Origin of the sequence: Geobacillus sp. WSUCF1, assembly GCF_000422025.1 — a bacterium.
Lineage (GTDB): Bacteria > Bacillota > Bacilli > Bacillales > Anoxybacillaceae > Geobacillus > Geobacillus zalihae.
In genome coordinates this window covers 16,609-38,976 of sequence record NZ_ATCO01000102.1, presented here as the reverse complement: position 1 = coordinate 38,976, position 22,368 = coordinate 16,609, and the positions used below count along the sequence as shown (strand labels likewise).

Genomic DNA, 22,368 nt, shown 5'->3' with positions numbered 1-22,368 from the left:
TCACCCCCTTTTCTTTTGAGATTCCACATAGCGTTTGATGATTTCACTTGATCCATTCCCTGCTGTACTCACGAAGAAAGAGCGTGTCCAAAGACTTGGCAGATGAGACAAGTGTTGAAATTCTTCCCTTCATCGTCGGGAAGTCACTCCTTTCACTTTTGTCATCATATCTGATGGAGAATCAGAAGGGAGGCCATTCAAGAACAAATGACAATGATCAGGCATCACTTCCATAGCAAGAAAGCAAGAATAATCCAATCATTCTCTTGGCAAATTTCTTCTACTAACTGCCTGAATCGCTCTTCCACTTTGTTCACTAACACTTTTCTTCGATAACGCGGGCAAAAAACAAAATGGTAGTTAATTAAAGATACAGTTGTTTTCGTTCTTCGATATTTTTGTTCCATATTATTAATTGTATCAGTTTAATGGTCATACTCAAACAATTAAAGATAAAAAATGGTTGCTCTAAGCAATCCCATGAAGAGATTACCGAGCAACGCCGTCTTTCATCCCACGATTCAAACCGTGGGCTTTCAGACGGCATTTTCTGTAAAACTAAGAAATCCAACAAACGGCGACGACCACCAAGGGGAGCTGGCCAAGGCGAAAACGAAAAACGCCGCCCCCTGTCCATAGGCGGATAACACCATCATCCGCTTGCGTCCGAATACATCAGCACAATAGCCGCCCATTAAATTGGTGATGACCGAGAACAACTGCGAAACAATCAACAACAACCCCGCTGTCTCTTTGCCAAAGGCATCGGCAAAATAAATCGATATAAACGGAAAAAACATCCAAAAGGTCGTATTCATGAGCGCCTCGCCAAACAGGCGCACTTTTAGGTTGCGGTCCCAATCGCGTATTCGCATCCGCTGTCCCCCTAATCTTTCGTCTTTCGAATTTCTTTGGAAATTATATCATATTTTGATAGGGGATCGGAGAAATATTTTTCAAATAAAAAAGGGCTGAACCAAAAGGGTGTTTTTCCTTAAACGAAACACAACATATTGTTTCATGACTATATAAAAAAGGTGTCCCGATCCTGTTGGGACACCCTCGACTTGCATTTCGTTTGTCTCTTACTTGCGGATGAATTGCTGTGTCCAAATATATCCATTTTCTTCAAAACCAACGCCGATATGCGTAAAGTTTTTGTTCAAAATGTTTGCCCGATGGCCTTCACTGTTCATCCACGCATTGACCACTTCTTGCGGGGTGCGTTGGCCTTTGGCAATGTTTTCCCCGGCAGCCGTGTACGAGATGCCGAATTTTTTCATCATCTCAAATGGAGAACCGTACGTCGGGCTGTTGTGCGAGAAGTAGTGGTTCACCGCCATATCGCGCGATTTTTCGCGGGCGACTTTGCTGAGGGCCAAGTCAACTTGAAGCGGCGGCAAGCCGTATTTTGCCCGCTCTTTATTCGTCAGTTCAACGACTTGTTGCTCATAGGCGTTTAAGCCAGTTGCTTTTTGCGGCGCTGCTGTTGGGGCCGTCGCTGGCGTTTTTGCCGATGCTTGCGTATTCGCAGCCGGTTTCGTCGCTGGCTGTTTGACCGTTGCCGGCGCCTGCGGTTTTGTCGTTGGCTGTTTTGCCGCCGGTTGTTGGGTTGCCGGTTTTACCGGTTGGAACGACACGAACGGGAAGTATTGTTGCAGCCATTTCTCAAAATCTTGAACGTTTGTGCTGACATATTTTACTTGATACGCATTCGCTGTCGGACACGTCGTCCCAGCTGCTTCCGTTTTCGTTGCCGCGAACGAAGCGCCGGCGAGCGCGACCGAAGCGGCGATGGTTGCTAACGTTTTTTTCTTCATCGGAATTCCTCCTTGTATCCTCTATTTGAAAGTTTCAGAGATCTTGCGTCCGTCAGTCATGCCTACACGATGAGATTTGAAGAGGAACGGTTTCGTTGTTCCCTTGCCTTCGCCCTCATTATAACACGGTTTTTTTGTAATATTTTTGGGCTAAAATGGAAAAACACGCAGGCTGGCAACACCTGAAAAACAAAGCGCTAGTTTTCATTGCCAGTTCGCTTCCCATCACGGCGGCCGCAACGATTGGAAGCGGCATCCTTTCACTAATTGCCGTTCCTTTTTCCCCTCTATTATTCTAGCCGCCCACATTTTTCTAGGAAAAAGGGAGTTGACAGCCTCTTTTTTGAACCATTTCATTTAACAATTGTTACAGCTGTGTTACAAAACAGATGATCATGTTTCTCCTGTTGTGTCAAACAGAAAAAGCCGGGGTTGCAAGCCCCAGCTTTGATGACCATTTTATTCTTTATCAACGACAAGCACGGTTTGCACTTCGTTCGGCTTCACCTCGACCACAAACGTTCCGCATTCGTCCGCCGCGAGCGAGTCAAGCAGCTCCTCGTTGAGATTCGTGCGAAAAACGCCCGAGAACGGCTTGTTCCATTGGAACGCCGCCGTCGTTGTCGTTATCGTTGGCGTTGAATTGTAAAAGAGGAGCTTATCGGCATACAGCCGCACCCGTTCGTCAAAGCGCATCGATCTCCATCCCCCACCGTCTCATCGTTTGCTACTATTTTAACAAGAACGGATGGCGATTGGCTATAGAGCGCCTCTTCTATTGCGATAGTTGATGCCCCTCAACCAACACCGGAATGCGCGCTTTATACTTCTCCACCCATCGGCGGTTATGTTCATCCGCCCCCTCAATGTTGCCGCTTAAAAAGACGGGCGGCTCAAATCCATTTTCCACCATGAGGACAATCGCCTCGGCGAAAACGGCGTTTAAAATCGCGCTGCCGATCACGGTCGAAGTAGGGGCAAATGACGGAAACATTCGGATGAGCTAAAATCGCGTCTCCTCTCACACAATGATTGTCAATCACCAAGTCCACCACTTCATACAATAACCGACCGCTCTTATGCCGCGACGGTTGACTCTTCGAATATTCCAAAGATGTAATCGCGATCGTATACGCTCCTTTCTCTTTTGCCGCCAACGCCACATCAATCGGAACCGGATTGCGCCCCGATGTGGACAACACAAAAAACACATCTTCAGGACGGATATCCTCATGATTGATAAAATGTTGTGCGAAATCATTCATTCTCTCCAACATGGACGACCGCACCGCCCCTTCGTGAAGCATCAGCGGCTCGACAAAGATCGGTTTCACCGGAACAAGCCCTCCCGCCCGGTAAAACACTTCCTCTGCTAAAATATGAGAATGGCCGCATCCGAATAACTGAACGATTCCGCCGTTTTGAATCGCTTCGCTTACCATATGGGCGGCCTTTTTTAGATTGTCCTTTTCATGGCTTAAAACGAGTTCCAGACGTTCATTGATTTTTTGGAAATATTGATCGATCATCGGCCATTCGCCCCTTAAGCGCTTGGTTTCCTATCCCTAAACTAGATTTAGCCCGCCGCAGCCACGGTTAGACCCGCTCCTGCAGCCAAAAAAACGGCTTCCCCTATATAAGGAAGCCGTCCGTCGGTTCCATCGCATTCCTTGCTTTACTGCCCTGTATATCCGCCAACCGGGATATTGTCCTTCCGCGCCACCCCAGTGCGGTAAGCGGCTTCGATGACCGCTTGTCTGACGCGTTCAACGACTTTGCTGTTGAAGACGCTCGGGATGATGTATGTTTCGTTCAATTCATCCTCCGTCACGACAGAGGCAATCGCCTTCGCGGCAGCGAGCTTCATTTCCTCGTTAATTTCTCTCGCCCGGCAGTCGAGCGCCCCGCGGAAAATGCCCGGGAAGCAAAGGACGTTGTTGATTTGGTTCGGATAGTCGGAACGCCCGGTCGCCATGACGCGCACGTACGGTTCGGCCAGCTCCGGATCAATTTCCGGAATCGGGTTGGCCATCGCAAACACGATCGGATCGCGCGCCATTTTTTTCACATCTTCCACTTTTAAAATGCCGGGAGCTGAGACGCCAATAAACACATCTGCGCCGGCGATGACATCGGACAAGCTTCCTTTCAGATTATCCGGGTTCGTGATTTGCGCATATTCTTGCCAATACGGATTTTCATACGTTTCATCGCGATGGATGGCGCCATGGCGGTCGACCCCGATAATGTTGCGCACGCCGGCCGCAAGCAAAATTTTCGTGCAGGCGATGCCAGCGGCGCCAATGCCGGTGAGAACCACTTTAATGTCCTCGAGCTTTTTGTCGACGATTTTCAACGCATTAAGCAACCCGGCCAAGAGCACGACCGCCGTGCCGTGTTGGTCGTCATGGAACACCGGGATGTCAAGCTCTTCCTTCAACCGCTTTTCAATCTCAAAGCAGCGCGGAGCGGAAATGTCTTCGAGATTAATGCCGCCAAACGCCGGGGCGATCGCTTTCACAATTTGAATGATTTCTTCCGTGTCTTTCGTATCCAAACAAATCGGGAACGCGTCCACTCCGGCAAATTCCTTAAACAGCATCGCTTTCCCTTCCATGACCGGCATCGCCGCATACGGGCCGATGTCGCCAAGCCCGAGCACCGCCGTGCCATCCGAGACGACGGCGACCGTATTCCGTTTAATCGTCAGCGAATACGCCTTGCGCGGATCCTCAGCGATGGCCGTGCAGACGCGCGCCACGCCCGGCGTGTACACCCGCGACAAGTCATCACGCGTTTTCACTGGGATTTTTGAATTTGTTTCAATTTTCCCCCCGATGTGCATCAAAAACGTGCGGTCGGAAACGTTGATGATTTTGACGCCTTGAATTTTTTTCAGCGCCTCAATGATCAAATCGCACTGCTTCGTGTCGAGCGCGCTGACGGTGATGTCGCGCACCGTATGGACTTTGCTTGATGAAATGACGTCAATCCCGACAATGTCCCCGCCCGCTTTGCCGATTGCGGCGGCGATATCGCTGAACGAGACGATATCTTTTTCGAACTGGAGACGAATCGTAATGTTCATGCTGCCCCGCCTGGTAATGCCATAGATAACCGCCTTCCTTTTCTCTATTTCATGGTAAGACACTCTATGGTACAAATGTTATCTCATGAATGGGAAAAAGACAACCCTTATCCTCCATCAACCTCTTTTCCGCGGCCGCTTCTTGCTTACCGCCGCATTGCGTTTAGGCTTGGGGCTATGCGGTCCATTTTCGAATTCGCCACCGGTGCGGCCATCCCATTCGGCATCTATTGGGCAATCAAAGCACGGAACAAAATGGAGGTCGCCAAGCAACCATCTGTCCTGCCGCCCCACACGGTTGGTCTGAACGGCAAACGGTCGGGAACACAACAAAACAACGGCCTCCCTTCCTTTCACCCAAAGGGAGGCCATTCTCTTCCACTTATTGAAGCAAGCGGAGAAATTCACGCATAAACGCCGGCAAATCCGGCCACGCATGAGCGGAGACAAGGTTGCCGTCAACATGGACCGTATTGTCAGACACATACGTTGCTCCGAGCGCTTCGACACCGGGTTTGCAGGCAATATACGCTGTCAAGCTCCGTCCTTTCAACAAATCCGGCATCGTTTCAAAAATGAGCGAGGCGTGGCAAATTGCGGCAATCGGCTTATTCGCTTCAAAGAAATGGCGAACGATTCGTTGCACGTTCTCATCAAGGCGAATGTATTCCGGAGCGCGCCCGCCCGGAATGACCAATCCGTCGTATTGCGCCGGGTCAACCTCGGGGAACGACGCATGAGCGTCGATCAAATAGCCTTGTTTTTCTACATACGTATCCCAATCGGCAAAATCATGAACGACCGTGTGCAGTTTCTTTTTCTTCGGCGCGGCAATCGTCGCTTCATAACCTTCTTCAAGCAAACGGTAATACGGATAGTATACTTCAAGCGCCTCAACAGCATCACCCGCGATGATCAGCACTTTTTTGCTCATGGATTCCCGCCTCCTTGTCCATTTTTTTCTTTCATTTCTATCATACTGGAAACGAGTGAAAAGGAAAAGTAAAATGATTGGTGGAAAGGGATGAAGCAGCAGAAACGAGAGTCGCTATGGTTGCGACAGTAAGGAGGGAAACGGAATGACCATCACCTCATGGCTGGCCGCCTCGCGCCGCACCGTTGTGCTGACCGGCGCCGGCATGTCAACCGAAAGCGGGCTGCCCGATTTCCGCTCGCCGCGCACCGGGCTGTGGGCGCGTTTTAACCCGAGCGAACTCGCTACCATCGATGCGCTGTACCATCGCCGTGAATCGTTCGTCGAGTTTTACCAATATCGCATTCGCACATTGCAACAGTGCCAACCGCATGACGGACACCGCTTGTTGGCCGATTGGGAGCGGCGCGGGATCGTGCAGACGATTGTGACGCAAAATGTCGATGGCTTTCACCAAGAAGCAGGAAGCCGACGCGTCATCGAACTTCACGGCTCGCTCCGCACCGTCCATTGTCAGCGGTGCGGGGAGTCAAAACCCAGCTTTGTCTATTTGCACGGTGTGTTGACGTGCGAATGCGGCGGAGTTTTGCGCCCGTCGGTCGTGTTGTTTGGCGAGCCGCTGCCGGAGAAAGCCATCGATCAAGCGTGGGAAGCGGCCCGCCAAGCGGACTTGTTCGTTGTGCTCGGCTCCTCTCTGCAGGTATCCCCAGCCAACCAGCTGCCGCTTGTTGCCAAGCGGAGTGGGGCTAAACTCGTGATCATCAATTGGGAACCGACGGAACTGGACGATCTCGCCGACGCTGTCATTCACGGCCGGAAAATCGGCGAAGTGCTGAACGAGCTCAATGAGCAATTGGCGGAGGTGAATCCATGACTAAAGAAATCATGTTGCAAATGGCGCTCGAATCGATCGGCGACCACTCCCCCATCCGCCATTGGCGCCGCGTCTCGGGCGGCGACATCAATGACGTCTATCGCGTCCAAAGCGGCAAACAAACGTACTTTATCAAAATGCAACGTTTCCCGCCGAGTGGATTTTTCGCTGCCGAACAGATGGGCCTCGAGCTGATCAGGCAAGCACGCGCCATCAACGTTCCGCATACCTTCGGCTTCGGGGAAGCGGACGATTGGGGCTGGCTCGTCTTGGAGTGGATCGAAGGAGCAGAAACGGAACAGACGGCCGAACAGCTCGGCCGCGGCCTTGCCCGCCTCCATCAATGCCGCGGACCGGCGTTTGGCCTTGACCGCGATACCTATATCGGCATGCTGCCGCAGCGCAACGGCTGGTACGGCCGCTGGCCCGACTATTACCGCGACGCCCGCCTTAGACCACAAATGACGCGAGCGGCGGCAAGAGGCCTCCTGCCCGCCAAGCGGCGCAAACGTCTCGAATGGCTGCTCGAGCGGCTTGACCAATGGCTCCCAGATGACTGTTTTCCGTCGCTTTTGCATGGCGATTTATGGAGCGGCAACTGGATTCCAGGGCCAGACGGAGTGCCGTATTTGACCGATCCGTCTGTTTTATATGGCCATCATGAGTTTGAGATCGCGTTTACCGAGCTGTTTGGCGGCTTCCCATCCCGATTTTACGACAGCTATCGCGAGCTTATGCCGCTCTCGGCTGATTATCATGACCGAAAACCACTCTACCAGCTGTTTTACTTGCTCGTTCATCTCAATTTATTTGGCGAAACATACGGCAACGCTGTTGACCGCGTGCTGGATCGTTACGCGGGGGAGTAGTTTTTCCTGCTTCCCCCGCCATCCTTATTCAGCACGGATCGCTTCGAGCAGCGCATCACCGTTTTCGCTCACGCGCACATAGGCAAACCGAACATTCTCTTGCCGTTTCATCCCCGTTTTTTCCGGAATGAAATACGATTCAATGCCATACACGACTTGCGGGCCGTGAAACGTACCGGTGATGATCACGTCCCCCGGTTGCGGCGTGTATCCCGGCCTTTTTTCCCCATTGACCATATATACGCCAGCCAAACGGTGCACCCCGTCCTCTCCTTTTCGCAGCCCGACTTGCACCCGTCCGCTTCCGTCAAGCGACGGAATGGTGGAAATATCGTACCGAAGCTGAATATAATCCCCTTGCAGCATGGAACGTGGATCGATCGGCTCAAGCTCCAGCTTTACGACGTCACCATATCGCAGCAATCGCTCTTTTTGCCACACGGTATAGCCTAAAAATGAAAATTGAGCGATCACGACTATGAGCGTCAACAACGAAACGCGCCGCCCCCAGCGCACGCCCCGCCCCCATGTGAAGCCATTTCGTTTCTCAAGCCATACCGCCCATGCGAGCAACACCGCTCCCGCCGCCAGCAAACTGACCGATTTATGAAGCAAATTCCATGCGAGTTCATAATATTTCAGCACGAGATAAAGCGCTGTGTACACCCAAGCGGTCTTCCGCTCCAGTTGCCGACCGCGGAAAAGAAAGAAGGCAAGCGCCAAAATCATGGCGATATTCAACGTCACGTACAGTCCATCAGCCGCAAACACATCAACGCTTGTCGCGATCCCAAGCGCGCCGAACGCCAAGACAAGCGGAGTGAGAAACGGCGTTCCGCGAAAGCGGCCATACGCATACAACCCGCCGCTGACCAAAGCCAAGGTGAGCAACACCTTCCGGCCGTCATCCATCACCGAACTTAAGGCGATCCCGAAATAGACCGTCAGCGCCACCGTCGTCAACCGGCGCACTCCGCTGTCTGATGATCCGATGACGCCAATCGCGAGCCCAATGGCATAGAGGAACAGAGCCGACCGCGAGACCTCCCACGCCATCGCCACCCCGAGCCCATAGCCAACAGCCAGCAGTGTATAACGAACGACCGGATTCCAACGCCGACCAAATGAGGCAGGAACGACAAACCCAAAGATGGAAATGAAAAAGAGCACGTAAGGAGACCATGACTCTGTCCAAAGGAAATACAAGCCAAGCAGGCTTTGTATGGCCAACGCCGAAGCCGCGAGCGTGACAATCGCTTGAAACACCGCCAAAAACCGCCTTCCAGCTTTCGTCTCCGCTGAAAACAGCCCAGCCCGCCGCAATAGCACAACGCCGCCGTATAGCACTGCAGCGGCTGCCATAAGCCCAATAAGAAGCAACCACGTTTCAAAATGATCAGCGAGCAGGCGAATGTATTGAATCAACAAAAACAGCCCGGCAAACAAACTCGTCAACAACACATACAGCCGCTGCTTGGCGATGACAAGAAAATAATAAAGAAGCCCAGCAAGCAACGCCGCATAAACGTATGGCCACCATGCGTCGCGCCCATAGGAAAAACCGGTTACATCAATCACAAGCAGCCAACCTTGCATGGCCATGTAAGCCAAGCAAGCCATGAGCGGTGTCCGAACGAAAATAAAAAGAACACCGTTTACGATCACGAATAACGATAGCACGCCAAACGAAGACCATTCCGTCCACTCAATCCGATAAGCGGACGGAAAATAATAAAACCAGCACGCAAGCTGCAGCAACCCAATCGCGATCACAGACAGCACCCGTTCTTTTGTCAGTGACGCCAGCACAGCAGTCGGCGCAAGCCAGGCAAGAAACAGCCAATAACTGTCAGCATGCGAATTGTAAATTTGGCCGAGCAGCGCCAACGCAATGCCAAATGACAACACCCCGCCGATCAGCATCCAGCGCCCTAAGAAACGATGGCGGCCCCAAAGCGCCGCGCTTGCGATGTAAAATGCCGCCATCACGCCGATGCTGATCCCGACTTTCACCTCTCGCCCCATCTCCGGCCAGTTGGCGGCAAAAAAATACACAATGCCGGCAATGATGCACAAAAACGCCAACGCATACCCCGTTTTTACGATACGGGCCGCCATATCGCTTCCCCCTTGTGACTTGATCTTTTCTATAACATATGCTGAAAAAGCTGTCTAGAAGACCAGTGAAAACACGCCTTATTCCATCGCATTTTCCTAGTTACCACCGGCCTTTTAGACTTTTTTCTTTGTTGCGGTGAAGAACATTATGGTTGGAGATAATTTTTTAAGTGGAAAATTTCCATATCATGCTCTGCGACTTTTTTCATCAAATAATCGATGGATGCCTGTTTAGAAGAGAACTCGCGCGAAGCCATATCAAGAGCGGCCTGATGCTTATGAAGCATGTTCTCGATGTGGCGAAAATGGCTCCGCATTTCTGTTGTGAGGTTGTCAACTTTTTCTTCGACCCGTTCAACTTTCGCTTCAAGCCGTTGTTGCCCTTCTTTGAGCGTTTGCACGTCGCCCTTGATCATGTCCATGTCCGCTTTCAACGTTTGCACGTCGCCTTTGACCGCGTCCATGTCCGCTTTCAACGTTTGCACGTCGCCTTTGACCATGTCCATGTCCGCTTTTAATGTGCGCACATCCTCTTCCACCCGGTGAAGCCGCTGTTCCAAGCGGGCTTGTCCCTTCTGTAACAACTGCACTTCATCTTCCAGCCGCGCCTGTCCTTCCTTGAGCGCTTGCACCTCGCCTTCCAAGCGCGCCTGTCCTTCCTTGAGCACCTGCACTTCTCCTTCGAGGCGTGCTTGCCCTTCTTTGAGCGCCCGCACCTCGCCTTCGAGGCGCGCCTGTCCTTCCTTGAGCGCTTGCACCTCGCCTTCGAGGCGTGTCTGCCCTTCTTTGAGCGCCTGCACCTCGCCTTCGAGGCGCGCCTGTCCTTCTTGAAGCGCTCGGACATTTCCTTCGATCCGATCGAGCCGCACGTGGATGGGATTGAGCTTTTGGTCAAGCAGTTCGGCCATCATTTGCACGAGTTCGGCTTGCTCCATCGTTTCACCTCCTTTTCCCCATTGTATCATTGTCTCGGTCAACGCGATAGTATAGAAAAAGAGATTTTCTCCCTAATTTCGACAACGGCAAAGCTCAACACAAAGCCGCAAAATTTGCTTTTCACCGCGCGAAATCAAAACAAAAATCGTTTTTTGTCCATGTTCTAAAATCCGCTTCAGCGAGTGAACCTACGGTAAAGAGCCAGGCAGGCTGATACATAGGCAACCCCGAGCAAAAACCCACCAAGCACATCAGATGGATAATGCACTTGCAGACTTAACCTGCTTAAGCCAGTCAACAGGGCAAGCGCTCCAAAAACGCCGTAAATCGCGGCCCGCTCGCCGCGCTTCGGGCGCGTTTGCGCCAAAAAGTACGCCAAAATCAACAAGTAAATCGTCCCGATCATCGCGTGGCCGCTTGGAAAACTAAATCCACCGATTTCAGCATGAGGAGGTCGAGGCCGTCCAATGATATGTTTTAGCCACTCATTGATGCCATATCCCCCGCCAACAGCGGCCACAACCAACACCATTCCGTAGACGTCGCGGCGAAAAAACCATAAACCAATGACAAGCATAATGCTGATGGTGCCAATCGTCTTTCCATTGCCAAGAAACGTAAACGGGTCAAGCCAATTCCAATAATCAAACAGACGCAGCCCCTCTTCATCCATTCTCTCCGTCCATCCAGCGGCCACGCCTGTCCAAACAAGCAAAAAAAGGCCCAGACTCATAGCCGCAGTGATCCATAATCGTCGATTCATGCTGAGCATCACTCTCCTCCTTATATCTTCTTTTCCAGAAAAACAAAAAATCCTCCTTAAAAAGCGGTGCTTTTTAAGGAGGGATCCATCACCACGGCAACTTTGTCTCTCCCATCAGGAACCGATCGACTTCACGAGCCGCCCCTCGGCCTTCATGGATGGCCCAGACGATCAAGCTTTGGCCGCGGCGGGCGTCGCCGGCGGCAAACACGCCCTCGATGTTTGTTGTATATTTGCCGTATGGGGCTTTCACTTTGTTGTTGGCCGTTTCAACGCCAAACTGCTTCAACAACGGCTGCTCTGGCCCTTCAAACCCGATGGCGATAAACACCAAATCGCACGGCCATACTTGTTCCGTCCCCGGAATTTCTTTAAAGATCGCTTTGCCGTTTTCATCGATGATTTTTTCCATTTGAATCGTATGCAGCTCTTTCACGCGGCCGTGCTCGTCGCCAACGATTTTCTTTGTTTGAATGCAATATTGACGCGGGTCGGCGCCGAATTTCGCTTTTGCTTCTTCATACGCGTAGTCAAGCGTAAAGACGAGCGGATATTGCGGCCACGGATTATCGTCCGGGCGCTTGTCCGGCAAGGCAGGGTGTTTGCCGAACTGGACGACGCTTTTGCAGCCTTGGCGCAGCGCGGTCGCCACGCAGTCGGCCCCCGTGTCGCCGCCGCCGATCACAATGACACGTTTTCCCTTGGCATCGATAAACTGGCCGTCGGCAAAATTCGAATCCAATAAACTTTTCGTCACGCCGGTCAAATAATCCATCGCAAAATGGACACCCTCAAGCTCCCGGCCTTCAATGGCCAAATCGCGCTGCTTTTGCGCACCGATGCACAAGACGACGGCGTCGTACTGAGCACGCAGTTCGTCAGCCGTAATATCTTTGCCGACTTCGGTGTTCGTAATAAACGTGATGCCTTCCTCTTCGAGCAGACGCACCCGCCGCTCGACCACTTCTTTTTCCAACTTCATATTCGGAATGCCGTACATCAATAAGCCGCCGATGCGGTCAGCCCGCTCATACACCGTCACCGAATGGCCGGCTTGGTTGAGTTGGTCAGCGCAGGCCAACCCGGCCGGGCCGGAGCCGACGATGGCCACCTTTTTCCCCGTGCGCGTCTTCGGGATGCGCGGTTTCACCCATCCCTCGGCAAACCCTTTATCAATAATGGCCCGTTCGATTCCTTTAATCGCAACCGCTGGGTCGGAAATGGCCACCGTGCACGATCCTTCGCACGGCGCCGGACAGACGCGGCCGGTAAATTCTGGGAAGTTGTTGGTCTTTAAAAGTCGGTCAAGCGCTTCTTTCCAACGGCCTCGGTACACCAAATCGTTCCATTCTGGGATCAAGTTGTGCACCGGACACCCCGAGGTAAGGCCGTTTAGCTCCAATCCCATATGACAAAACGGCGTGCCACAGTCCATACAGCGGGCGCCTTGGCGGGCCAGCACCTCTTCCGAAAACGGCTGTGTATATTCTTTCCAATCATCAAGACGGGAAAGCGGGTCGCGCTTTTTTTCTTCCTCGCGTGCATATTCCATAAACCCTGTTGCTTTTCCCACGATGGTTCCCCTCCTTCTTTCCGTACACGTCCTCTCTTCTCCCGATGCGGCCTTCCCGCCTGTTAGGCCAGTTAAAAAGCGAGCCCCGCGCGGCCGCGGGGCCAAAGCGGCGCCGTCGCCCTGCGGCCGTCCGCAAGCTGCGGCGTTACTTCGCTACCGCCTCGAGCTGATGGGCGCCGCCGACAGCCGCCGCTTTTTTCCGTTTCGCCACCGTTTCAAACGCCGCCATGACAGCTTCTTCGTGCGAAAGCCCGGACTGTTCGAGCGTTTCGATCGTCTCAATCATCAGTTTGTAATTGCGCGGAATGACTTTGACAAACCGGCGGACATACGCATCCCACTCTTCGAGCACTAACGCCGCCCGCGGGCTTCCCGTATAGCGGTAATGGTTTTCGATCATCCGACGCACGTCGCGAATTTCTTCCTCGTCTTCGAGCCGCTCAAACGAGACGAGCTCAAGGTTGGCGGTTTGCTGCCAGCTGTCTTCATCGGCAAGAACGTAAGCGATGCCCCCGGACATGCCAGCGGCGAAGTTTTTGCCAACCGAACCGAGGATGACGACGCGGCCGCCGGTCATATATTCACACCCGTGATCGCCGACTCCCTCAACAACGGCATGAACGCCGCTGTTGCGCACACAGAACCGTTCACCGGCGCGGCCGCGAATGTACGCCTCGCCGCTCGTCGCCCCGTAGAAAGCGACGTTGCCGATAATGACATTGTCCGCTGCGGCAAACGGCGCCTCATGCGGCGGACGGACGATCACTTTGCCGCCGGAAAGCCCTTTGCCGACGTAGTCGTTCGCGTCGCCGACGAGCTCGAGCGTCATCCCTTTCGGCACAAACGCCGCAAAACTTTGCCCGGCCGATCCGGTGAAATGGAGGCGGATCGTATCATCCGGCAACCCTTCCTCACCGTAGCGTTTCGAAATCTCGCTGCCGGTCATCGCCCCGACCGTGCGGTGGACGTTGCGGATGGCGAGGTGAAGTTCGACCGGCTCCTGCCGTTCAAGCGCTGGCTGCACCGCCGGTAAAATTTCCGTATAGTCGAGCGTCTCTTCCATTCGATGATTTTGCCCTCTGCTGCCTGTGCGCGGGCCATCGACTTGGTACAAGAGGCGGGACAAGTCAAGATGTTTCGCTTTCCAATGCGCTTTCGCCCGTTCGCTCACTTTCAAGACGTCAACGCGGCCGACCATTTCGTCGATCGTGCGGAAGCCGAGCTCCGCCATAATTTCCCGCACTTCTTGAGCGACAAAGTACATAAAGTTGACGACATGTTCTGGCTTCCCGGTAAATTTCTTGCGCAGTTCCGGATTTTGCGTCGCCACGCCGACCGGGCATGTATCCAAATGGCAGACGCGCATCATGACACAGCCTAAAACGACGAGCGGTGCCGTCGCAAATCCGAATTCTTCGGCCCCAAACAGCGCCGCCATCACAACGTCACGGCCGGTCATCAATTTGCCGTCGGTTTCTAGAACGACGCGGTCGCGCAACCCATTGAGCATGAGCGTCTGATGCGTTTCCGCCAAACCAAGCTCCCACGGCAGGCCGGCATGTTTAATACTCGTTTTCGGCGAAGCGCCCGTGCCGCCGTCATAGCCGCTGATGACAATGACATCGGCGTTCCCTTTCGCCACGCCAGCGGCGATCGTGCCGACGCCGGCTTTGGCGACGAGCTTCACGCTGATGCGCGCATCTTTGTTGGCGTTTTTCAAGTCATAAATGAGCTGGGCCAAATCTTCAATCGAGTAAATGTCATGGTGCGGCGGCGGCGAAATGAGCTCCACCCCTGGCGTTGAGCCGCGCACTTTGCCGACCCACGGATACACTTTGTTGGCCGGAAGCTGCCCGCCTTCACCCGGTTTTGCTCCTTGGGCCATTTTGATTTGCAATTCATCGGCATTGACCAAATAATGCTTTTTACGCCAAAACGTCCGGACGCCACTTGTTTGATCGCGCTGCGGCGCCAGTCGCCGTTTTCATCTTTCACATAGCGGGCCGGGTCTTCGCCGCCCTCGCCGCTGTTGCTTTTTCCGCCGATCCGGTTCATGGCGATCGCCAGCGCCTCATGGGCTTCCTGGCTGATCGAACCGAACGACATGGCCCCTGTTTTAAAGCGGCGGACGATCGACTCGACCGGTTCGACTTCGTCAATCGGCACCGGTGTCCGGTCCGGATCGAAGTCGAACAAGTTGCGCAAGAACGTCAACTGTTCTTCATTGGCCAGTTTCGAATATTGTTTATAGAGGTTGTAATCGTTTTTCCGGCACGCCCACTGCAGCAAATGGATCGTCTTCGGGTTGAATGCATGATGTTCGCCGTTGCGCCGCCATTGCAACTCGCTGCCCGTATCGAGCACATCGTCTTCATGCCGCGCGCCGAAAGCGGCTTCGTGGCGCATTTTCGCTTCTTTTGCAATTTCCGCAAGCCCGATGCCGCCAATTTGCGACGCCGTGCCGGTGAAGTATTCCTCAATGACATCGTTGCCGATGCCGACGGCCTCAAAAATTTGCGCGCCGCGGTAGCTTTGCACCGTCGAAATGCCCATTTTCGACATCACTTTGACGACACCGTCAACAGCCGCCTTGATATATGTTTTCACCGCTTCACGGTAAGACAAGGCGATCGTGCCGTTTTCTGACGCTTGGCGGATCGTCTCGAGCGCCAAGTACGGGTTGATGGCGTCCGCCCCGTAGCCGATGAGCGCCGCAAAATGATGCACTTCCCGCGCTTCACCGCTTTCGACCAGCAGGCTGACGTTCGTGCGCGTCCCTTTGCGGACAAGATGCTGGTGAAGCCCGCTTGTCGCCAACAAAACCGGAATGGCGACATGTGTTTCATCAACGCCGCGGTCGGACAGCACAAGAAGTGCCGCCCCGTTTTCGATCGCTTCATCCGCTTTGGCAAACAGCTCATCAAGCGCCTGTTTCAAATCATCCGTAAACAGCGTCGGCAGCACCGCGCACGCAAATTCCGGGTACGGATTGGCTTTTAACGCTGCGAGCTCTTCGTTCGTCAATAGCGGAGTTTCCAAGCGGATGCGCCGCGCCGCTTTGGCGTCCGGATGCAAAATGTTCCCTTCTTTGCCAAGCAACGTCATCGTCGAGGTGACGACATATTCGCGGATGGCATCAATCGGCGGATTTGTCACTTGGGCGAACAGCTGCTTGAAGTAGTTGAACAAACTTTGCGGCCGCTCCGACAGCACGGCAAGCGGCGCGTCCATGCCCATGGCGCCGGTCGGATCTTTTCCTTCCGCCGCCATCGGCAAAATCGTTTTTTCCACATCTTCAAACGTGTAGCCGAACGCTTTTTGCAGTTTGACGAGTTGCTTCGGCGCTTCGACGTCCTCCGGAATTTCCAGATCGCCAAGCGTGATCATTTGCTCGTTGATCCATTGGCGATATGGCTTTTCATGAGCCATTTCTTCCTTGATTTCCTGGTCGGAGATGATGCGCCCTTGCTCGAGGTCAACCAACAGCATTTTCCCCGGGCTCAGCCGTTCCTTATATAAAATGTTGTTCGGGTCGACATCAATGACGCCGACTTCGGATGAGAAAATAATGTAGTCGTCTTTGGTGACGTAATAGCGGGCCGGACGCAAGCCGTTCCGGTCCAAAATGGCGCCGATTTGCTTGCCGTCGGTGAACGAAATCGCCGTCGGTCCATCCCACGGCTCCATGAGACAGCTATGGTACTCGTAAAACGCCTTTTTCGCCCCGTCCATCTGCTCATCCCAAAACCACGGTTCCGGAATGAGCATCATCGCGACATGGGCCGGCTTCCGGCCAGCAAGAACGAAAAATTCGAACGCATTGTCCAAAATCGACGAGTCGCTACCGTTCGTATCCAAAATCGGCACGACTTTTTCCAAATCCGCGCCGAACGCTTCCGACACAAATTGCTTCTCGCGCGCCGTCATCCAGTTGACATTGCCGCGCAACGTGTTGATCTCGCCGTTATGGATCAAATAGCGGTTCGGATGGGCCCGCTCCCAGCTCGGGAACGTGTTCGTGCTGAAGCGCGAGTGCACGAGGGCAAACGCCGAACGGAACCGTTCATCTTGCAAATCCAAATAAAACGCATCGATTTGTTCCGGCGTAAGCAACCCTTTATAAACGATCGTCCGGCTCGAGAAGCTCGCTACATAGCACTCGTTGTGTTCCACACATTTTTCGAATTGTTTGCGGATCACATACAGCTTCCGTTCAAACGCCAACTCATCAGCCACGTCATCACTTGCCGCGACAAACACTTGGCGGATGAACGGCTGGCTTTGCCGCGCCAGTTTGCCAAGCTTTTCACGATCAACTGGAACTGTCCGCCATCCGAGCAGCCGTTGCCCTTCTTGAGCGACGATCTCATTGAACATCGATTCATAGTACGCCCGTTTCGCTTCCTCTTCCGGCAAAAAGAACATCCCGACCCCGTAGCGCCCTTTTTCCGGCAAGTTCATCCCGCCGCACACCGCTTGAAAATACTCATGCGGAATTTGCGTCATAATGCCCGCGCCATCGCCCGTTTCCGGATCGCTCCCTTGTCCGCCGCGGTGTTCAAGCTGGCGAAGCATATGAAGTGCCTTTTTGATAATGTCGTGCGACGGTTTTCCTTTCAAATGCGCATAAAACCCGATCCCGCATGCATCATGCTCAAATTCCGGGCGATATAACCCTTGCGCTTCCGGTAATCCGTAGTGTTTCATGCTGCCTTCCCCTCCCGTTCCGAATTGTCTGTAATATTCATTGTAGTTTTCAAAATTAATATAAACAATATATAATTTAGATAAAATCCATCTCTTTTTGCGATCAATCAAAAGGAGGGAGAAAAATGGAGCTGCGGCAACTGCAATATTTCGTGGAAGTCGCCCGGCGCGAACACGTCTCCGAAGCCGCCGACGCCCTCCATGTCGCGCAGTCGGCGATCAGCCGGCAAATTGCCAACCTCGAAGCGGAGCTTGGCGTGCAGCTGTTTGAACGGGAAGGGCGAAACGTGAAGCTCACCCCGATCGGCCGCCATTTTTTGCCGCACGCCGAAGCGGTGTTAAAGGCGGTCGAGGATGCAAAGCAACAAATCGAAGAGTATTTGGACCCGGAACGCGGAACGATTAAAATCGGGTTTCCGACAAGCCTGGCAAGCCACATGATGCCGATGGTCATCTCCGCCTTTAAAGCGGAACACCCAAACGTCTCGTTCCATCTCCGCCAAGGGTCGTACTATTATTTAATCGAAGCGGTGAAAAAACGGGAGATCGACCTTGCCTTTCTCGGACCGATTCCGGTTCGTGAAATCGGCATTAAAGGAGAAATTTTGTTTTCCGAACCGTTTGCCGCCCTCCTGCCGAACAGCCATCCGCTCGCCCGCCGCGACCGGATCGTATTGAACGAACTGCGCCATGATCCATTTGTAACGTTTCCAAAAGGATACATTTTGCATCAAATCGTTATTGACGCTTGCCACCAAGCCGGATTTTCGCCCAACATTTCATCGGAAGGCGAAGATCTCGATGCCATTAAAGGGCTTGTCTCCGCTGGCATCGGCGTCACTCTCCTGCCGGAAAGCGCCCTGTCGGAAAGCCTCCTTCGCTACGCCGCCAAAGTGCCGATTGAGATGCCGCAAGTAAAGCGAAACGTCGGCATTATCATTTCCGACCACCACGAACTCGCTCCGTCGGTGAAAGTGTTTTACCAGTTTGTGAAAGACTTTTTCGCGGAGCTCGAGCGGTATCAATTGAGGGGGTGAACGCTCCCCCGCCTACGCTCACGTCGAAAAACGGATTCGAGATCACAAAAAAAGACGCAGGTGCTTCACTCTGCGTCTTTCCTTTCTTCTTCTGCACACTTACCCTTTCCGGCGCCTTCACTCATCAAGGATCATTCAATAAAGAAGATGTGGAGAGCACCAAATTCGGACGCTGCTTCAGTTAGATTGCGTCCGAACGTCATCCTAACCGCACGACCGTCCGGCCGCGCAGTTCGCCGCGCAAAATGCGCTTAAGCGCTTGCGGCAATTCAGCGAGCGAAATCTCTTGAGCAATCCGCTCCAAATCCGGCTTTAAGTCGCCAGCGAGCCGCTCCCAAATGCGGAGGCGCAGCTCCATCGGGCAATAGACGGAGTCGATGCCAAGCAAACTGATGCCGCGCAAAATGAACGGATGGACGGTTGTCGGCACCTCGACGCCGCCTGTCAACCCGCTCACTGCCACCGCTCCGCCGTAGCGGATGCGGCTTAACACCGTGGCCAGCGTCCGACCGCCGACCGGGTCGACCGCCGCCGCCCAGCGCTGCTGATCAAGCGGACGAATGCGTTCAGCCGTGACGTCTTCGCGCGTCAACACTTCCTTGGCGCCGAGAGCACGCAAATAATCGTGCTCCGCCGCTTTTCCTGTGCTTGCTTCCACCGTATAGCCGCGCTTCGCAAGCATCGACACGGCCAAGCTGCCGACGCCGCCCGTCGCCCCCGTGACGAGCACCGGTCCGCGTTCCGGCGTCAGCCCCTGCTCCTCAAGACGGTGAATGGACAGCGCCGCTGTAAACCCAGCCGTCCCAATCGCCATCGCTTCTTTCAACGTCAACCCTTTCGGCAGCGGCACGAGCCAATCGCCATGCAGCCGGGCGTACTCGCTGTAGCCTCCGAAATGCGTCACGCCGATTTCATAGCCAGTCGCAATCACCTCATCCCCTTCGCGGAAACGCGGATGGTGCGACGAAACAACCACCCCGGCCAAATCAATTCCCGGCACAAATGGATACGTTTTCACAATTTTGCCGTCCGGAATGGACGCCAATCCATCTTTGTAGTTGACGCTTGAATAATGGACGCGGACAACGACGTCTCCTTCCGGCAAATCATCGATGGACATCGTCTGCACACCGGCAGTAAATTCTGTTTCGGTTTTGTTGACAACGAACGCTTGAAATACGGACATCATTCTCTCCCTTTCCCATACATTTTTCACTCATGTCATTCGACAACCAAACGCCAGATTCCTTTTCTGAACCAAAAAGCCCCTCACTTCCACCTGTGAGCGTAAGCGAACGATGAATAAACGTCTAATGAAAGGTCCTCCCTACACTTCCTTGATTTCTTTTGGTACACTGTAAACAAGCGTATCTTTAAAATGAAAGAGGGTGGAACAATGGGCAATATCCCTGACTCGAACAAAATTTACACGTACGCTGACTGGGAAACGTGGGAAGGCCGCTGGGAACTGATAAATGGAAAAGCGTATAATATGACGCCTGCTCCATCTTCGGAACATCAATTTGCAGTCGGAGAATTGTATTTTGCTTTGCGTCATTTTTTCCAAAACAAACATTGTTATGTCTTTATGGCGCCGTTTGATGTATTCCTTAGCAAAAAGGAAACATATGAAACCCCTGATGACATTGTCCAACCCGATCTTGCCGTCATTTGCAATAAAAAACAAATTGTCAAAAAAGGGTGTTACGGAGCGCCTGCACTGGTTGTTGAAGTCTTATCACCTTCAACCGCTTTAAAAGATTACAACGAAAAATTTTACACTTACCAACACTATGGCATTGCGGAATATTGGATCGTTGATACGGCCAATAAAATGATTCATGTGTACTATTTGCACGAAGGGGCCTATCAACGGCATGCTACATACGGACAACAGGACACATTGCATTCCGCACAATTTAAAGACTTAGCGATTCCATTAGCGCATGTATTGGAATGGGGTTAAAACAGCCCTTGTTCAGCATGACATACTCATCATCAGTCTTGTGTCAAACACACAGAAATCGATGATCGGGCAGGTGCTCCTAAGAATCTCCCATCCCGAAGCACCATCGCATAAGCAAAAGAACGTTCAGCCCTCGCAATAACCGCCTGCTTCTATGTGTTTCCGAATGGCCGTGCAAAAGCAAACAAAACGCCAGCCTGTCGATCCGGCTGACGTTTGTCGTTCTTCTTATTGAATGGCCGCTAGCGCCCCGGTCAAGACACGCACCACAAACGAAAGTTCATCATCCGTGATGCAAAGCGGCGGCGACAGCGTGAGTACGTTGTTGTATCCGGCGACTGTCGTTCCGTTTTTGCCGATGATGAGGCCGTTTTCTTTGCATCGATGGATCACTTGATTGACAAGCGACACATCAAGAGGCTCTTTCGTCGCCTTGTCAGCGACAAGCTCAATGCCCACAAGCAGCCCTTTGCCGCGCACATCGCCGACATACGGGTGGCCGGCTAGGTTCGTTTTGAGCTCATCAAGCAGCCATTCCCCTGCCTCGCGCGAGCGGTCAAACAGCCGCTCTTCCTCCATAATCTCGATGTTTTTCAGCGCCACCGCGCACGAAGCCGGGTGGCCGCCAAACGTATTGACATGGCGGAAATAGTCGTATTCGCCTGTTCCTTTGAACGCCTCGTAAATCTCTTTCCGAACCGCCGTTGCCGCCAGCGGCAAATACGCGCTTGTAATGCCTTTCGCCATCGTGATGATGTCCGGCTTGACGCCGTAGTGTTGAAATCCGAACGCTTTTCCCGTCCGGCCGAAGCCGCAGATGACTTCATCGACAATAAGCAAAGCCCCGTGTTTTTCACACACGTCTTTGACCGCTTTCATATACCCGTCCGGAGGAATGAGCACACCGCCCCCGGTGATGATCGGCTCCATAATGACGGCCGCAATCGTTTCGCTCAACTCCCACGTCATGACATCATCAATGGCCTTTACCGCCCGCAGTCGGCGCGGATCGTCCGCCGCATCCGGGTCGCGGTACACATCCGGCGGCGGCACGTGGATGAAACCTGGGGCGAGCGGTTCGTATTTGTATTTCCGCTGCGCCTGTCCGGTGGCTGAGAGCGCCCCCATGGAATTCCCATGGTACGCCCGGTAGCGAGAAATGATTTTGTACCGATGATGCTCCCCGCGTTGCTGATGGTATTGGCGGGCGATTTTAAACGCCGTTTCGTTCGCTTCCGACCCGCTGTTGGAAAAGAAAATCACATACTCATCGCCTAACAGTTCGTTGAGCTTTTCCCCGAGCTCGATCGCCGGACGATGGCTTTGCGTGAGCGGGAAATACGCCAGCGTCTTCAGCTGCTCATACGCCGCTTCGGCGAGTTCCTCGCGCCCATAGCCGACGTTGACGCACCAGAGCCCCGCCATCGCATCCAAATACTGGCGTCCAGCTGCATCCGTCACCCAGCAGCCTTTCGCTTCGGCCGCAATCAGCGTTGCTTGTGGGTTATACGGCTTCATCGAATGCCAGATATATCGGTCGTCTTTTTCGAGCCACAGTTGGTGGGGTTGTTCCGTTTTCATCGCCGCTTGACTCCCCTCTATTTAGAATCGTTTCATGTTATAGCCATTATCGCTCAATTCACCATGCTGTTCATTAGACAGAGTGTAAAAACGGTGAACACA

Annotated in this window: 14 protein-coding genes and 4 pseudogenes; 4 read left to right on the top strand and 14 right to left on the bottom strand. The window is 53.1% G+C overall.

What is annotated here, in order from left to right; translation table 11 throughout:
• The 7 genes and pseudogenes from tnpA to I656_RS05975 form a co-directional block, all read right to left on the bottom strand.
• Positions 1-407, bottom strand: a pseudogene (tnpA, locus tag I656_RS18035) (IS200/IS605 family transposase).
• 144 nt (positions 408-551) lie between these two features.
• A pseudogene (locus I656_RS05950) lies at positions 552-875 on the bottom strand (MFS transporter); the annotation flags it as partial.
• A 210-nt stretch (positions 876-1,085) separates the two neighbouring features.
• Complete coding sequence (locus tag I656_RS05955) at positions 1,086-1,820, bottom strand: CAP domain-containing protein (RefSeq protein WP_015374629.1); 735 nt, start codon at positions 1,818-1,820, stop codon at positions 1,086-1,088.
• Positions 1,821-2,279: 459 nt separating this feature from the next.
• A complete protein-coding gene (locus I656_RS05960) occupies positions 2,280-2,516 on the bottom strand; it encodes a hypothetical protein (RefSeq protein ID WP_020755548.1) in 237 nt (78 codons plus the stop codon).
• Between the two features lie 79 nt (positions 2,517-2,595).
• Positions 2,596-3,349 (bottom strand): annotated as a pseudogene (locus I656_RS05965) (SIS domain-containing protein).
• A 146-nt stretch (positions 3,350-3,495) separates the two neighbouring features.
• Complete coding sequence (locus I656_RS05970) at positions 3,496-4,908, bottom strand: NAD-dependent malic enzyme (protein WP_033005926.1); 1,413 nt, start codon at positions 4,906-4,908, stop codon at positions 3,496-3,498.
• A 382-nt stretch (positions 4,909-5,290) separates the two neighbouring features.
• Positions 5,291-5,842, bottom strand: a complete 552-nt coding sequence (locus I656_RS05975) for a DJ-1/PfpI family protein (protein WP_015374626.1) — start codon at positions 5,840-5,842, stop codon at positions 5,291-5,293.
• 145 nt (positions 5,843-5,987) lie between these two features.
• On the opposite strand from I656_RS05975, the gene I656_RS05980 reads away from it, so the two are divergent.
• Together I656_RS05980 and I656_RS05985 are read left to right on the top strand one after the other, a co-directional pair.
• Positions 5,988-6,716, top strand: a complete 729-nt coding sequence (locus I656_RS05980) for an NAD-dependent deacylase (protein WP_020755543.1) — start codon at positions 5,988-5,990, stop codon at positions 6,714-6,716.
• Positions 6,713-7,585: a fructosamine kinase family protein gene (locus I656_RS05985; protein ID WP_020755542.1), complete on the top strand. Its 873-nt coding sequence runs from the start codon at positions 6,713-6,715 to the stop codon at positions 7,583-7,585. The genes I656_RS05980 and I656_RS05985 overlap by 4 nt, the downstream gene beginning before the upstream one ends.
• Positions 7,586-7,609: 24 nt before the next feature.
• On the opposite strand, the gene I656_RS05990 is transcribed toward I656_RS05985, so the two are convergent.
• From I656_RS05990 to gltB, 5 genes and pseudogenes are all read right to left on the bottom strand, one after another.
• Complete coding sequence (locus I656_RS05990) at positions 7,610-9,703, bottom strand: GDYXXLXY domain-containing protein (RefSeq protein ID WP_015374623.1); 2,094 nt, start codon at positions 9,701-9,703, stop codon at positions 7,610-7,612.
• Between the two features lie 146 nt (positions 9,704-9,849).
• Positions 9,850-10,638 (bottom strand): hypothetical protein, encoded by a 789-nt coding sequence (locus I656_RS05995; protein WP_033005925.1) that lies wholly within the window; start codon positions 10,636-10,638, stop codon positions 9,850-9,852.
• 176 nt (positions 10,639-10,814) lie between these two features.
• Positions 10,815-11,411 carry a phosphatase PAP2 family protein gene (locus I656_RS06000; RefSeq protein ID WP_015374621.1) on the bottom strand — a complete coding sequence of 199 codons (597 nt, stop codon included), beginning with the start codon at positions 11,409-11,411 and terminating at the stop codon, positions 10,815-10,817.
• Positions 11,412-11,490: 79 nt separating this feature from the next.
• Complete coding sequence (locus I656_RS06005) at positions 11,491-12,975, bottom strand: glutamate synthase subunit beta (protein WP_015374620.1); 1,485 nt, start codon at positions 12,973-12,975, stop codon at positions 11,491-11,493.
• A gap of 145 nt (positions 12,976-13,120) precedes the next feature.
• Positions 13,121-17,682: pseudogene (gene gltB / locus I656_RS0115905) on the bottom strand (glutamate synthase large subunit).
• Positions 17,683-17,807: 125 nt separating this feature from the next.
• On the opposite strand from gltB, the gene I656_RS06010 reads away from it, so the two are divergent.
• Positions 17,808-18,719 carry a LysR family transcriptional regulator gene (locus I656_RS06010; RefSeq protein ID WP_020755536.1) on the top strand — a complete coding sequence of 304 codons (912 nt, stop codon included), beginning with the start codon at positions 17,808-17,810 and terminating at the stop codon, positions 18,717-18,719.
• A gap of 199 nt (positions 18,720-18,918) precedes the next feature.
• On the opposite strand, the gene I656_RS06015 is transcribed toward I656_RS06010, so the two are convergent.
• Positions 18,919-19,905: an acryloyl-CoA reductase gene (locus I656_RS06015; protein ID WP_033005923.1), complete on the bottom strand. Its 987-nt coding sequence runs from the start codon at positions 19,903-19,905 to the stop codon at positions 18,919-18,921.
• A gap of 210 nt (positions 19,906-20,115) precedes the next feature.
• On the opposite strand from I656_RS06015, the gene I656_RS06020 reads away from it, so the two are divergent.
• A complete protein-coding gene (locus tag I656_RS06020; protein WP_033005921.1) occupies positions 20,116-20,685 on the top strand; it encodes a Uma2 family endonuclease in 570 nt (189 codons plus the stop codon).
• A 228-nt stretch (positions 20,686-20,913) separates the two neighbouring features.
• Here the strand turns inward: I656_RS06020 and I656_RS06025 are convergent, their stop codons facing one another.
• A complete protein-coding gene (locus I656_RS06025) occupies positions 20,914-22,266 on the bottom strand; it encodes an aspartate aminotransferase family protein (RefSeq protein ID WP_020755533.1) in 1,353 nt (450 codons plus the stop codon).
• Positions 22,267-22,368 lie beyond the last annotated feature (102 nt).